The following is a 12,430-nucleotide window of genomic DNA, read 5'->3' as shown; positions in this document are numbered from 1 at the left end:
TCCGCCGGGTGGCGTAACGTCCGGCTCATGCCGACCACGCCGAAGTCACTGCTGTGGACCCGTACGGACACCGCCGGTGCCGAGCACGCCCTGGTCGACGACGGCCACGGCCTGACGGCGCAGGGCACCCAGTTGGCCGTCGACCCGGTGCCCTACACGTGCCGCTACCAGGTGGCCACCGACACCGACTGGGCCAGTGTCCGGCTCGAGGTCGAGGTCGAGGGAGCCGGGTGGCGGCGCAGCGTACGGCTGGAACGGGCGACCCAACGCTGGCGGGTGACCGCCGCCGAGCAGGGCGATCTCGACGCGGTCCTGACCGCCGCCGGGCACGCCCCGGCCGGGCTGCCCGGCGTGGAGGACCAGGATCGGCTGGCCGACGCCCTCGACGTGGATCTGGGTGGCTCACCGCTGTTCAACACCCTGCCGCTGCGCCGGCTCGGCCTGACCACCGCGCCCCCCGACACCGCCCACTCGATAAGCGTGGCCTGGGTGCTGCTGCCCAGCCTCACCGTGCTGCCCGCCGAGCAGCTTTACACCGGGCTGGGCCCGAACCGCTTCCGGTACGCCAGCGGCGGCTTCAGCGCCGAGGTCGAGGTGGACGCCGACGGCTACGTGCTGCGCTATCCCGGTCTGGCCGAACGCGCCGCCACCCGCTGACGGCCCGGCCGGGCGGTCAGCCCGGCGACGCCGCCACCCGCTGACGGTGCGGGCCGGCCCTCAGGTCGGCCAGGAGCCGTCGGTCAGGAAGCGGTCGACGGTGGCCAGGTGCGGGGTCAGGTCGAGGCCCTGCCGAGCCACCCACTCGTCGGCGTAGTAGGTGTCGGCGTACCGGTCGCCCGCGTCGCAGATCAGGGTGACCACCGAGCCCGTCCGGCCGGCGGCCAGCAGTTCGGCGATCAGGCCGAAGGCACCCCACAGGTTGGTGCCGGTCGAGCCGCCCACCCGCCGGCCCAGCACCGCCGAGGCGGCTCGCATGGCCGCCAGCGAGGCCGCGTCGGGTACCTGCATCATCCGGTCCACCACCGAGGGCAGGAACGACGCCTCGACCGTCGGGCGGCCGATGCCCTCGATCCGCGAGCCCCGGCCGGTACGCACCGACCAGTCGGCCGCCTGCCAGGCCGGGTAGAACGCGGAGTTCTCCGGGTCGACCACGCAGAGCTTGGTGGGCAGCCGCCGGTAGCGGGCGTACCGGCCGATGGTGGCGCTGGTGCCACCGGTGCCCGCGCCGACCACGATCCAGGCCGGTATCGGATGCCGTTCCAGGGCGAGCTGCGCGTAGATCGACTCGGCGATGTTGTTGTTGCCCCGCCAGTCGGTGGCCCGCTCCGCGTAGGTGAACTGGTCCATGTAGTGCCCGCCGGAGTCCTCGGCGAGCCAGCGTGCCTCGATGACCACCTTGGCCGGGTCCTGGACCAGATGGCACCGGCCGCCCTGGAACTCGATCTGGGCGATCTTCTCGGGCGAGGTGGAGGCGGGCATCACCGCGATGAAGGGCAGTCCCAGCATCCGCGCGAAGTACGCCTCGGAGACCGCCGTGGAGCCGGACGACGCCTCGATGATCGTGGTACCCGGCCCGATCCAGCCGTTGCAGAGCCCGTACAGGAACAACGAGCGGGCCAGTCGGTGCTTCAGCGACCCGGTCGGATGCACCGACTCGTCCTTGAGGTAGAGGTCGATCCCCCAGTGCCGGGGCAGCGGGAACGGCAGCAGGTGGGTGTCGGCGGACCGGTTCGCGTCCGCCTCCACGGCCGCGATCGCCTCGGTCACCCACCGCCGGCTGACCTCGTCGCACCGGTCGAGATGAGTCACGCCGGGAAACCTAGCAAGCCGACCCGTGGTGCCGGGCCTCAGCCCGTCGGCGGAGCGACCGGCTGCGGCCGGTTCTCCCACTTGGTCGACAACGCGATGCCGGTACGGGTGGAGGCGACCCCCGGTGTCCGGTTCAGCCGTACGATCAGCTGCTCCAGCTCGGCGATGGTGCCCACCCGGGCCTTGAGCAGGAAGGACTCGACGCCGGCCATGAAGTAGCAGGACTCGATCTCGGGCATGGCCCGGAACGCCTCCAGCACGTCGTCGGTGTCCGCCCCGGAGTCCTCCACGATGCCGATCAGCGCGGTCACGCCCAACCCGATGGTCTCCGGCTCGACCTCGGCGCGGTACGCCCGGATGACGCCCCCGGACTCCAGCTTCCCGACCCTTTCGTGCACTGCCGGAGCGGAAAGACCGACCTGGCGGGCCAGTTCGGCGTACGACAGGCGGGCGTTGCCACGGAGCAGGTCCACGAGATTGAGGTCGATGGCGTCCACGGACTGTGACCCTAGTCGGCGGGGCGGCACAGCCGGACTCCGGTATCCGTTTGATCTGGCAGCGGGTGACAGTTCGCATACCCGGGGTTCGGAGGGCGCGACGCCGGTACCATTTACTAACTTCCCACTCAGTGCGTTTTTCGCGTTTGGCGGACACGCCAGGTCGCTGGTGCTGTAATTGCCATACGTCCCTCATGACGGCTCTGGGCTCGCACCGGCCGGGGGCAGTGTGTTCAGCCGGGGGCTTCGTCGATGCGAGGAGGGGGCTGTGGACACTGGAGATCGCCTGCTGACACCGGGTGAAGTCGCCGCACTGTTTCGGGTGGACCCGAAAACCGTGACGCGATGGGCGGCGGCGGGCCGGATCGGGAGCATCCGGACTCCAGGAGGGCATCGCCGGTTTCGGGAATCCGAGGTGCGGGCCCTGCTTGAAGGGGAGGGCATGCTGGACGAGGCGGACGAGATGGGTAGACCGCGTAATGCGGGCCCGACCGCTTCGACCGGCCCTGCCGGCCCGGCAAACGCCGGCATGTACTGAATTGCGGGTCGGGGCGCGGACCGGCCGTCAGGTCCGGTCCGCGTTCAATTTTCCGGCCCACCGCTTGAACAGGGTGTGCGGCACGTCGAGGGCGTCGAGCACCTTGCCCGCCACGAAATCCACCAGCTGGGCCGCGGAGGCGGCGGCACCCGCACCGTAGAAGCCGGGGCTGGCCGGGAGCACCACCGCACCGGCGTCATGCAGCGCGATCAGGTGTTCCAGGTGGCTGCGGGTCACCGGCGTCTCCCGGGGCACCACGACCACCCGCCGACGTTCCTTGAGGTTCACCTCGGCGGCCCGCTGCAACAGGTCCTTGGACAGGCCGATCGCGATGCCGGCGCAGGCCGCCGTGCTGGCCGGCACCACCACCATCCCGCGTACCGGGTAGGAGCCGCTGCTCGGGCCGGCGGCGAGGTCACCGGCGGGCCAGTGACGCAGGTCCGCTGCGGCGACGTCCCGGCCCAGCCAGGCGGCCAGGTCCTCGGCCCAGTGCGCGTCCCGGAACGGCCGTCCGGTCTCGTCCAGCACGGTCAGCCGGGCGGCCCGGGAGACGATCAGGTCCACCGGCTCCCCGGCGTCGAGCAACCCGCGGACGACTGCGGCCGCGTACGGCGTGCCGGACGCCCCGGACACCCCGACCACCCATGGTTCGCGCATGCCCTCAGCCTGCCTGGTCACCGTGGGCGCCGGTCGGGCACCCCGGGGAAGCGTGTCCGAGGTGCCCATGATCGTCGCGGCTGCGCCGTTACGCCACCGATGCCCGGCCGGTCTGCGGGGCTTATCGGGAGCTGGCATGCTGCCGGGGACGGAAGCACCGTGGGGGCCGACCGGAAGGATGTGGAGATCATCTCGTCGTCGGCCGGCTCCACCCGCCACATCCTGCCGTCGCTCCGTGCCGCCTGCCCGATCGCGCCGCAGCTCTCCCCGTACGCCGACGACGTGCAGGAGTGGCTGGTGTCCGAGCTGCCGCTGGACGCGCCGACGCGGGAGCGGCTGGGTCGGGCCGGTTTCGCCCGCTACGCGGGACGGCTCTATCCCGATGCCACCGAGGCCGACCTGCGCACCCTGACCGCGCTGTTCACCTGGTTCTTCCTGGTCGACGACGCCTGCGACGGCCCCGAGCGGATCGGTCAGGACCAGATCCGGGCCCTGCGCGACGGCGCGGTCGCGCTGCTGCGCGGCGGCCCCCGGCTGCGGCACCCCGGTCTGGCCGGTCCGCTGCGCCGGCTGCTGGTCGGTGCCTGGCGGGAGCCGCACCGCCGGATGCCGGCCCGCTGGCGGCTGCGCTTCGCCGACGCGGTCGCCCATCACCTCGACGGCACGTGGCAGGAGGCGGTCAACAAGGCGGCCGGGCATGCGCCCGCCGTCGAGGAGTACGTCGAGCTGCGCCGGGCGACCTCGGCGGCGTACGTGTCGTACCCGCTGGTGGAGTTCGTCACCGGCCGGCCGCTGCCCGAGCCGGTCTACCACCATCCACGGCTGAGTCAGCTCCGCGACGTCGGTAACGACCTGCTCTCCTGGTACAACGACATCGCGTCGCTGGACCGGGACGCGGCCACCTCCGGCGGGCACAACCTGGTGCTGGCGCTGGCCGCGGCGCATCGCGTGCCGGTGCCCGCCGCCGTCGAGCTGGCGGCGCGGCGCTGGCACGCCTCGATGCGCCGGTTCGTCAACCTGCGCGCCGCGCTGCCCTCGTTCGGTCCGGTGCTGGACCCGGCCGTCACCGACCACCTCGACGGAGTTGCCCGGGCCGTCCGCGGCACCATCGACTGGACCATGGAGAGCGCCCGCTACGCCGTGCCGGGCAGCAGGTCGTCGGGCGCGCACGCCGAGCCGGTCGGCCGGTCCGGCGCGTATGCCGAGCCGATCGGTCAGGCCCGCAGGCCGAGCCGGTCAGGCCCGCAGGCCGAGCCGGGGTCAGTCAGGCCCGCAGGCCGAGCCGGATGACCAGGTCGAGCAGGGCGAAGGCGAACAGCGCGAGGCCGACGAAGCCGTTCGCGGTGAAGAACGCCCGGTTGACCCGGCTCAGGTCGGTCGGCGTGACCACCAGGTGCTGGTAGCCGAAGGCGACGGCGGTGAGGGCCAGCCCGATCCACCAGAGCCAGCCGAAGCCGATCAGCACGCCGAACCAGCCGAACAGCGCGAAGGTGACCAGGTGCGCGACGGTGGAGGCGTGCAGGGCGAAGCGCAGGCCGTAGCGGGCCGGCACGCTGTGCACGCCGATCTCCCGGTCGACCTCGGCGTCCTGGCAGGCGTAGATCAGATCGAACCCACCGATCCACAGGCCGACGGCGGCACCGAGCAGCCAGGCCGGTCCCGAGCCGGCGAAGGTGCCGGTCACCGCGAGCCAGGCGCCGACCGGGCCGACCATCTGCGCGACGGCCAGGATGGCGTGCGGCCAGTTGGTGAACCGCTTGCCGTACGGGTAGACCACCAGCGGCACCACGGCCAGCGGCGCGAGCGCCAGAACGAGCGGGTTGAGCAGGGCGGCGGCGACCAGGAAGACCACCAGCGCCACGCCCGCGCCGGTCCAGGCCGTCCGCAGGCTCACCGCCCCGGTCACCAGCTCCCGGTTCGCGGTACGCGGATTACGCGCGTCGATCCGCCGATCCAGGATCCGGTTCGCCGCCATCGCGAACGTCCGCGCCCCCACCATCGCCACGGTGATCAGCAGCAGATCCAGCCACCGAACCCGCCCCCCATTCACCTGCATCGCGGCCAACGCCGCCAGATACGCGAACGGCAACGCGAACACCGAGTGCTCGATCGCCACGAGCTTGAGGAAGGACTTCACGCGCCCGGGACGCTCGGTCGGCTGCGCAACGGCGTCGGTGGCCATCAGATGCCGTACTCCTTCCAGCGCTTGTCGACCAGCGAGACGACCTCGGGGGCCATGGTCATTTCCTCGGGCCAGCCTCGGTGGTAGCCCTCCTCCGGGAGCTTGCGGGTGGCGTCGATGCCGGCCTTGCCACCCCAGAACTGCTGGTACGACGAATGATCCAGGTGGTCCACCGGGCCCTCGGTGAGCAGCAGGTCCCGGGCGTAGTCGACGTTGCCGAACGCGCGGAAGGCGACCTCGCGGTAGTCGTGCACGTCGCAGTCCTCGTCGACGATCACGATCAGCTTGGTCAGCGACATCATGTGCGCGCCCCAGATCGCGTTCATCACCTTCTGGGCGTGCTTCGGGTAGCGCTTGCGGATCGACACGATCGCGCAGTTGTGGAAGACACCGGCGGCCGGCAGGTCGTAGTCGACGATGTCCGGGATCAGGAAACGCAGCAGCGGCGCGAAGATCCGCTCGGTGGCCTTGCCGAGGCCGTGATCCTCCTGCGGCGGCTTCGAGGTGACGATCGAGTGGTAGACCGGGTCGCGCTGCATGGTCATCGCCTCGACGTGCAGCACCGGGAAGGGCTCGACCGGGGTGTAGAAGCCGGTGTGGTCGCCGAACGGGCCCTCCGGCAGCCGCTCACCCGGCTCCAGGTAGCCCTCCAGCACCACCTGGGCGTGCGCCGGCACCTGCAACGGGACGGTCAGGCAGTCGACCATCTCCACCCGTTCGCCGCGCAGGAAGCCGGCGAACAGGTACTCGTCGATGTCGGCCGGCAGCGGCGCGCTGGAGGCGTAGCTGACCACCGGGTCGCAGCCGATGGCGATGGCGACCGGCAGCCGCTGGCCGAGCCGTTCGGCGACGGCGTGGTGCGCGGTGGAGTTCTTGTGGATCTGCCAGTGCATCCCGAGCGTGTTGTGGCTGTGCTGCTGAAGCCGGTAGAGGCCGAGGTTCCGTTTGCCGGTCTCCGGGTGCTTGGTGTGGGTCAGCCCGAAGTTGTGGAAGATCCCACCGTCGCCCGGCCACACCTGGAGCCCGGGCAGCCGGTTCAGGTCGACGTCGTCACCCCGGTAGACCACCTGCTGGCAGGGGGCGGTCCGGACCTTCTTCGGCGGCATCGAGGTGAGCTGCATGACCTTGCCCAGGCCGCCCATCATGCCGGAGAAGCCCACCGGCAGCTCCGGCTTGAGCATCTCGCCGATCCGGTTGCCGATCTCGTCCAGCGACTCGACGCCGAGCGCCATCGCGGTGCGCTTCTCGGTGCCGAACAGGTTGATCGCCACCGGCATCTCACCCCGGGTGGGCTGCTCGAACAGCAGTGCCGGCCCGTCGGCCCGCACCGTCCGGGTGACGATCTCGCTGATCTCCAGCGTCGGGTCGACCGGGACGCCGACGCGCCGCAGTTCACCCGCGCGCTCCAGCGCCGCGAGGAAGTCCTTCAGATCGGTGTACGGGAAGCCACGAGCCGCCATGCCCGCAAGTCTCCCGCACCGCCCGACCGGCCCGCCAAGCGCGGGCGGACTTTCGGTCGGGGATCACCTCGCACGGGGCATCGGGTGTCGCACTCCACATCTAGGCTCATGACTCCCGACCCAGCCGGCGCACCGGGTGCCGATGTGCCGTCGCGGGTCCCTCCGTTGAAGGAGTCAGATGCGATCTGTGCGTAGTCCGGGCGTCCGGGCGGGCCGGTCCGCCGTGGCGCTGGCGGTCGCCGCCTCGGCCGTGGCGTTCGGGGCTCCGGCCCACGCCGAGAGCGGGTCCGGTTGGTTCCAGGCCCAGCTGGACGACGTGGTGATCGGGGCGTCCGGGGCTCCGGGCAAGGTCAAACCCCTCTACGTGTACGCGCAGGACACGGTCAACCCCCGGGTCGTGGTCGACCTGAGCGACCTGGCCGGCGTCGCCACCGCAGAGTTCCCCGCCTGGTGCGCCGCCGCCGGCACCCAGGTCACCTGCCCGCTCCCGCCGGATGTCGACCCGACCGCCAGCCTCCAGGCCGGCAGCATCCCGGTGCTGTTCCGGCCGGCGGACGGCGCCACCAGGGGCGACAGCGCCAGCGTCGTCTACCAGGCGTTGGCCGACAACGCCGAGCCCTGGGTGGCGACGGCGACGGTCTCCGTCAGCAACGGAGCGGATCTGGTCAACCTGGGCGACGGCCGGGTGGACAGCGCCGCCGTCGGCGACCGGTTGGCCGCACCGGTCCGGCTCACCAACCTCGGCAACCGGACCAGCCGGGGAGTCCGGGTCACCTTCACCCTCTCCTCCGGGCTGACCCCGTCCACCTGGTCCAACTGCTGGTACGCGCCGCTCACCGGGCACCGCACCTCGGTCGTCTGCGACCTCACCGGGCGAGTCCAGCCGGGGACGACGATGGAGGTTCCGGGCGGCTTCGGCTTCGAGATCGGCAGCTCGGCGTACGCCGGGGAGAGCCTCGACCAGTTCGTCGAGCCGCTGGCCGGTGCCGCGCCGCTGCCGGCGCAGCTCGGCTACCAGCGTCCGGAGGGCGGCACCGAGCTGAAGCTACGACCCAGCCGGACCACGTCCACAGCGGCCCGCACCCTGACCAGGGAGATCGATCCGAGCGACAACTGGGCGTCCTTCTACGTCGACGACGTGCCGAACAGCCTGGACCTGGCCGCTCTGGCGGAGCCGGTCGTCGGCCCGGTCGGCGGTTCGGCGGTCCTGCGGGCCGGGGTTCGCAACAACGGTGCCGGCAGCCTCGACGACTTCCGCAGCGGCGCGGGCGAGGTGGCGCCGTTCTACCTGAGGGTGCCGGCCGGGGTGACCGTGGAGTCGGTGCCCGCGTCCTGCTTCGCCCTGTACGAGTCGGAGGACGGTTGGTACGGCGGTGAGCCGCTGCTCGGTGCCACCCGGTACCGCTGCGCGGTGCCCAGCTCGGTGTTCGCCGCCGGCGAGACCCACCAGGTGGACTTCGGTGTCCGGATCACCGCCGTGGGCGGCGAGGCCGGCGCGGTGAGCCTGAACGCCCCCGGCCCGTACCGGTCCTGGTGGGATGACGACGCCGACAACGACGAGGTGCCGGTCGCCGTGTACGCCCAGTCCTGAGCGTGCTCATCCGCGCCCCGCGCCGTTCCTGCCCGAGCAGGACGCCGACTTCGAGGAGTGACACGTGGACCAGGACCGGACGAACCTCTCCCGGTACGCCCGGCCGGGCCGGCTGACCTCCGCCGGGCCGTTCGCCCCGCTGCTCGAAGCGGTGCCGGCCGAGCCGGCCGAGATCGCCCGGACGATCCAGGGGCTGCTGATCCACGAGCACATCGCCGACGCGTACGGGGTCGCCCTGACCGACGCCGATCGGCAGACCGTGCACCTGCGGCCGGCCGACGATTTGCTCGCCCGCATCGCGGGTGGGCCGGATGCCCAGCCGCTGACCATCGCCCGTCCTCCTGAGCAGCGGGTGGCCGGCAACTGTCGGCACTACTCGCTGCTGCTGGTCACGGCGCTGCGGGCCCGGGGCGTGCCGGCCCGGGCCCGCTGTGGGTTCGGTGACTACTTTGTCGACGGCCGGTACGAGGACCACTGGGTCGCGGAGTACTGGAGCCCCGAGCAACTGCGCTGGATCATCGTTGACGCCCAGCTCGACGCGCGCCAGCGGGAGCTGTTCGGCATCGACTTCGACACCACAGACGTGCCCCGGGACCGGTTCCTGGTCGCTGGCGAGGCGTGGGCCCGCTGCCGGGCCGGTCACGCGGACCCGGACGTCTTTGGACTCAGCTTGACCGACGAGGGCGGCTGGTGGTGGATCGCCGGCAACATGATGCGCGACGCTGCCGCGCTGCACGGGGTGGAGCTGCTGCCGTGGGACTCCTGGGGCGCGATGCCCGCCCCGGAGGAGAAGCTCGACGATGAGCGGATGGCGCTCTTCGACGAGCTGGCCCGACTCACCCGCGAGCCCGACAGACACGCGGATGAGCTGCGGCGGCTCTGCGCGGACGTACGGCTACGCGTCCCCGCCACCGTCCGCAACGACGTGCGTGGTTGCGACGAACCTGTGTGACGACCCGTCCCACCCCGGTCAGGCAGCCGGCTGCCAGGCGTACGCGGCCAGGGGCGGGTCGATCGGTGCCCGGGTGAGCCGGTTGGCGAAGGTGGAGATGGTGTACGTGCCGACGCCGAGCACCACGTCCAGGGCGTGCCGGGGCTGGTAGCCGGCGGCCAGGAAGGCGGACAGTTCCGCGTCGGGCACCGCGCCCCGGTTGTCGAGCACGGCCAGGGTGAAGCACCGCAACGCCTCCAGCCGCTCGTCGGGCAGCGTCGCGCCCACGCGCAGCGCGTCGATCAGCTCCGCGGCGGCGCCGTGCCGGACGAGGGTGGCGGTGTGCATGGCCACGCAGAGGTGGCACTCGTTGCGGCCGGCGACCGTGAGCACCACGACCTCCCGCTGGATCGGGTCCAGCGCGCACCTGTCGAAGCTGGCGTTCGCGGTCAGGAAGCCGGTGAGCAGTTCGGGGGACTCGGCCATCAGACCGACCGCGCCAGGCAGGTAACCGATCCGGCGGTGCACCCCGTCCATGGTCGCCCGGGCGGCCTCCGGTGCGGAGTCGATGGTGTGGGTGGTGAAGACGTGCGTGGACATGGCGGCGCCCCTTGCCGTAAATTAGTCAACGTGGTTGACCAAACCGTAAACCAGGTTGTCGAAATTGCCAACACCTGAACCGCAGCGACCCGGCTTCGTGCTGCCGCTGCTGCTCCTCGCCGGTTTCCGGGCGCTCATCGACGACCTGCACGCCGAGCTGGCCCGGCAGGGCCATCCGGAGTTGCGGCCACTGCACGGCTTCGTGCTCCAGGCCGTCGGCACCGCCGGCACCACCGCCTCCGAGCTGGGCAACCGGCTGGGCGTCTCCAAGCAGGCCGCCGGCAAGACCGTCGACCGACTGGTCGCCCTCGGCTACCTGGAACGCGTCGACGACCCCCGCGACGCCCGGCGCAAGCTGGTCCGGCTGACCCCGTACGGGCTCGACGGGCTGCACCGGTCGGCGGTCGTCTTCGACGAGCTACGGCAGCGCTGGACGGAGACGCTCGGCGCGGATCGGGTGGCCGCCATCGAGGACGACCTGCGGAGCGTCACCCCCGCCAACTGGTTCCGGCTCGACATCCCGGGGTGGTTCACCGGCTGACCGGGAGCACCTCCAGGAACGCCCGCCAGGCCGCCGGGCCGAAGGTCAGCACCGCGCCGTCGCGGTCCTTGCTGTCCCGGACCGCGACCAGGCCGGGCAGGTTGTCGGCCACCTCGACACAGTTGCCGCCGTTGGTGCTGCTCCGGGTGCTGGTGCGCCACCGGGCGCCGGTCAGCTCCGCCATGACTCCGCCACCTCCGTCAACAACTCGATCGACTGCCGGGGCGGCAACGCCTCACCCTGGATCGCCTCCCAGGAGGCCCGGATCGCCAGCACGTCCTCGGTGTGGTCGATCACCTGCCCCTTGAGCTGATCGTCCAGATAGGCCACATCCTCCCCACCCGGAAGGGTAGCCAGCACGAAGGCCCCGGCGACACCCGGATACGCGCCGACCGAGGCGGGCACCACGTGCAGCCGTACCCGGGCGTGCTCGGTGGCCAGCTTGACCAGCCGCCACAGTTGCTCGCGCATCACCACCGGCCCACCGACCGGGCGGCGCAGCACGTGTTCGTCGAGCACGGTGACCAGTTGCGGCGGTCGCTCGCCGGCGAGCACCGCCTGCCGGGCCAGTCGCGCCTCCACTCGCCGCTCCACCTCCGCGTCGTCGTAGAGGCCGACGCTGCGGAACAGCGCGCGGGCGTACGCCGAGGTTTGCAGCAGCCCCGGCACCACCGTGTGCTCGAACGACCGCAGCACGGTGGCCTGCCGCTCGTTGGCCTCCCACTCCCGCATCCACTGCGGCGACCCGAGCCGGGCCAGCATCCGGACGAACGCGCCACCGGTGTCGAGCGCGTCGTCCGCCCGCTGCCAGAAGTCGGGCGGCGGCTTGCGCGCCTCGGTCTCCACCATGGCCACCGTGGACGGCGAATAGTTGATCGCCCGAGCCAGGTCCTCCTGCGTCACCCTGCGCGCCGCCCGCATGTGCCGCAGCTCCTCGATCAGCACCCGCGACCGCTCGTCCACCCGCACCACTCCTCACCAGGACGCCCGCGTTCTCACCGCCCTCACCAGCGGCCACGTCAGGCACACAGGGCGATCGATTGCCTTCCGAGCGTAGTCGGCGTCTGGCCAGACTGTCCCCATCGGAACCGCCCGGATCCGACCCGAAAAGGACGGGCGCAACCGAAGCGGGGCCGTCCGGCACGTCGGCGACGGACGGCCCCGCCTCCAGAGGGGTGGGCAGATGACCGCGCGGTTCCACGTACCGCTCCGGCCGCTCTGGCTGTGTCGGGTCTGCGCCGCACCGTGGCCCTGCGCCACCGCCCGGCTCGCTCTTCTCGCCGAGTACCGGGACAGCCACGTGGCCCTGTCGATCTACCTGGCCGGGATGCTGTACGACGCCGTCGACGACCTGTACCGCCTCAATCCGCACGACGCACCGAAGCCGGCCGCGCTGCACGACCGCTTCCTCGGCTGGGCCGCGCCTCGCGCACCCCGCCCGCAACCCACCGACTGACCGCCCGGCCACCCGGTCCGCCCGGCCACCCGGTCCGTCGGGCCGCCCGGCCGTCGGGCCGCCCGGCCATCGGCGACGACCTGTCAGGTCCCGATTGGTCGTACGCTCGCACCTCATGACGATCGTCCCCGCCGACCGGCCTTGCTCCGACGACGAGCCCGCGGTGGT

Annotated in this window: 15 protein-coding genes; 7 read left to right on the top strand and 8 right to left on the bottom strand. The window is 72.0% G+C overall.

The window, feature by feature from the left end; all coding sequences use genetic code 11:
* Positions 1 to 27 precede the first annotated feature (27 nt).
* On the top strand, positions 28 to 657 hold the full coding sequence (locus O7597_RS13280) for a putative glycolipid-binding domain-containing protein (protein ID WP_269740291.1): 630 nt from the start codon (positions 28 to 30) through the stop codon (positions 655 to 657).
* A 60-nt stretch (positions 658 to 717) separates the two neighbouring features.
* Here O7597_RS13280 and O7597_RS13275 read toward each other — a convergent pair whose 3' ends face one another.
* Complete coding sequence (locus O7597_RS13275) at positions 718 to 1,809, bottom strand: PLP-dependent cysteine synthase family protein (protein WP_269740292.1); 1,092 nt, start codon at positions 1,807 to 1,809, stop codon at positions 718 to 720.
* A gap of 38 nt (positions 1,810 to 1,847) precedes the next feature.
* Complete coding sequence (locus O7597_RS13270) at positions 1,848 to 2,306, bottom strand: Lrp/AsnC family transcriptional regulator (protein WP_164446543.1); 459 nt, start codon at positions 2,304 to 2,306, stop codon at positions 1,848 to 1,850.
* 268 nt (positions 2,307 to 2,574) lie between these two features.
* Here O7597_RS13270 and O7597_RS13265 point away from each other — a divergent pair, with 268 nt between their 5' ends.
* The gene (locus tag O7597_RS13265) at positions 2,575 to 2,844 is read left to right on the top strand and encodes a BldC family transcriptional regulator (protein WP_099847941.1); all 270 of its coding nucleotides are present in this window, start codon (positions 2,575 to 2,577) and stop codon (positions 2,842 to 2,844) included.
* Positions 2,845 to 2,871: 27 nt separating this feature from the next.
* On the opposite strand, the gene O7597_RS13260 is transcribed toward O7597_RS13265, so the two are convergent.
* Entirely contained in the window at positions 2,872 to 3,501 is a 630-nt protein-coding gene (locus tag O7597_RS13260) for a UbiX family flavin prenyltransferase (RefSeq protein WP_269740294.1), read from the bottom strand.
* 159 nt (positions 3,502 to 3,660) lie between these two features.
* Here O7597_RS13260 and O7597_RS13255 point away from each other — a divergent pair, with 159 nt between their 5' ends.
* Entirely contained in the window at positions 3,661 to 4,791 is a 1,131-nt protein-coding gene (locus O7597_RS13255; protein ID WP_281582864.1) for a terpene synthase, read from the top strand.
* Here the strand turns inward: O7597_RS13255 and mqnP are convergent.
* Positions 4,766 to 5,683: a menaquinone biosynthesis prenyltransferase MqnP gene (gene mqnP, locus O7597_RS13250; RefSeq protein ID WP_281582863.1), complete on the bottom strand. Its 918-nt coding sequence runs from the start codon at positions 5,681 to 5,683 to the stop codon at positions 4,766 to 4,768. The two genes, O7597_RS13255 and mqnP, sit on opposite strands and share 26 nt — an antisense overlap.
* Positions 5,683 to 7,143, bottom strand: a complete 1,461-nt coding sequence (locus O7597_RS13245; protein ID WP_269740297.1) for a menaquinone biosynthesis decarboxylase — start codon at positions 7,141 to 7,143, stop codon at positions 5,683 to 5,685. Before O7597_RS13245 ends, mqnP begins: the two co-directional genes overlap by 1 nt.
* Positions 7,144 to 7,321: 178 nt before the next feature.
* Here O7597_RS13245 and O7597_RS13240 point away from each other — a divergent pair, with 178 nt between their 5' ends.
* Both O7597_RS13240 and O7597_RS13235 read left to right on the top strand, forming a co-directional pair.
* The gene (locus O7597_RS13240) at positions 7,322 to 8,734 is read left to right on the top strand and encodes a hypothetical protein (RefSeq protein WP_281582862.1); all 1,413 of its coding nucleotides are present in this window, start codon (positions 7,322 to 7,324) and stop codon (positions 8,732 to 8,734) included.
* A 64-nt stretch (positions 8,735 to 8,798) separates the two neighbouring features.
* The gene (locus tag O7597_RS13235) at positions 8,799 to 9,686 is read left to right on the top strand and encodes a transglutaminase-like domain-containing protein (RefSeq protein ID WP_281582861.1); all 888 of its coding nucleotides are present in this window, start codon (positions 8,799 to 8,801) and stop codon (positions 9,684 to 9,686) included.
* A gap of 18 nt (positions 9,687 to 9,704) precedes the next feature.
* Here O7597_RS13235 and O7597_RS13230 read toward each other — a convergent pair whose 3' ends face one another.
* Positions 9,705 to 10,265 carry a carboxymuconolactone decarboxylase family protein gene (locus tag O7597_RS13230; RefSeq protein WP_281582860.1) on the bottom strand — a complete coding sequence of 187 codons (561 nt, stop codon included), beginning with the start codon at positions 10,263 to 10,265 and terminating at the stop codon, positions 9,705 to 9,707.
* A 64-nt stretch (positions 10,266 to 10,329) separates the two neighbouring features.
* On the opposite strand from O7597_RS13230, the gene O7597_RS13225 reads away from it, so the two are divergent.
* A complete protein-coding gene (locus O7597_RS13225) occupies positions 10,330 to 10,806 on the top strand; it encodes a MarR family winged helix-turn-helix transcriptional regulator (RefSeq protein WP_281582859.1) in 477 nt (158 codons plus the stop codon).
* Here O7597_RS13225 and O7597_RS13220 read toward each other — a convergent pair.
* Together O7597_RS13220 and O7597_RS13215 are read right to left on the bottom strand one after the other, a co-directional pair.
* Positions 10,796 to 10,990, bottom strand: coding sequence for a DUF397 domain-containing protein (locus O7597_RS13220; RefSeq protein ID WP_281582858.1), 195 nt, complete (start codon positions 10,988 to 10,990; stop codon positions 10,796 to 10,798). The genes O7597_RS13225 and O7597_RS13220 overlap by 11 nt on opposite strands.
* Complete coding sequence (locus O7597_RS13215; RefSeq protein ID WP_332317137.1) at positions 10,978 to 11,769, bottom strand: helix-turn-helix transcriptional regulator; 792 nt, start codon at positions 11,767 to 11,769, stop codon at positions 10,978 to 10,980. The genes O7597_RS13220 and O7597_RS13215 overlap by 13 nt, the downstream gene beginning before the upstream one ends.
* Positions 11,770 to 11,989: 220 nt before the next feature.
* On the opposite strand from O7597_RS13215, the gene O7597_RS13210 reads away from it, so the two are divergent.
* Positions 11,990 to 12,262, top strand: a complete 273-nt coding sequence (locus O7597_RS13210) for a hypothetical protein (RefSeq protein ID WP_269740303.1) — start codon at positions 11,990 to 11,992, stop codon at positions 12,260 to 12,262.
* Positions 12,263 to 12,430 lie beyond the last annotated feature (168 nt).

It is taken from the genome of Verrucosispora sp. WMMC514, assembly GCF_027497295.1.
Taxonomy (GTDB): Bacteria; Actinomycetota; Actinomycetes; order Mycobacteriales; family Micromonosporaceae; genus Micromonospora; species Micromonospora palythoicola.
The sequence above is the reverse complement of the archived record's forward strand: the minus strand, read 5'-3'. Positions and strand labels throughout refer to the sequence as shown.

Coding starts and splice junctions, on each gene's coding strand:
- O7597_RS13210 (WP_269740303.1), top strand. CDS start 11,990: ATGACCGCGCGGTTCCACGTACCGCTCCGGCCGCTCTGGCTGTGTCGG.
- mqnP (WP_281582863.1), bottom strand. CDS start 5,683: ATGGCCACCGACGCCGTTGCGCAGCCGACCGAGCGTCCCGGGCGCGTG.
- O7597_RS13280 (WP_269740291.1), top strand. CDS start 28: ATGCCGACCACGCCGAAGTCACTGCTGTGGACCCGTACGGACACCGCC.
- O7597_RS13245 (WP_269740297.1), bottom strand. CDS start 7,143: ATGGCGGCTCGTGGCTTCCCGTACACCGATCTGAAGGACTTCCTCGCG.
- O7597_RS13230 (WP_281582860.1), bottom strand. CDS start 10,265: ATGTCCACGCACGTCTTCACCACCCACACCATCGACTCCGCACCGGAG.
- O7597_RS13240 (WP_281582862.1), top strand. CDS start 7,322: ATGCGATCTGTGCGTAGTCCGGGCGTCCGGGCGGGCCGGTCCGCCGTG.
- O7597_RS13220 (WP_281582858.1), bottom strand. CDS start 10,990: ATGGCGGAGCTGACCGGCGCCCGGTGGCGCACCAGCACCCGGAGCAGC.
- O7597_RS13260 (WP_269740294.1), bottom strand. CDS start 3,501: ATGCGCGAACCATGGGTGGTCGGGGTGTCCGGGGCGTCCGGCACGCCG.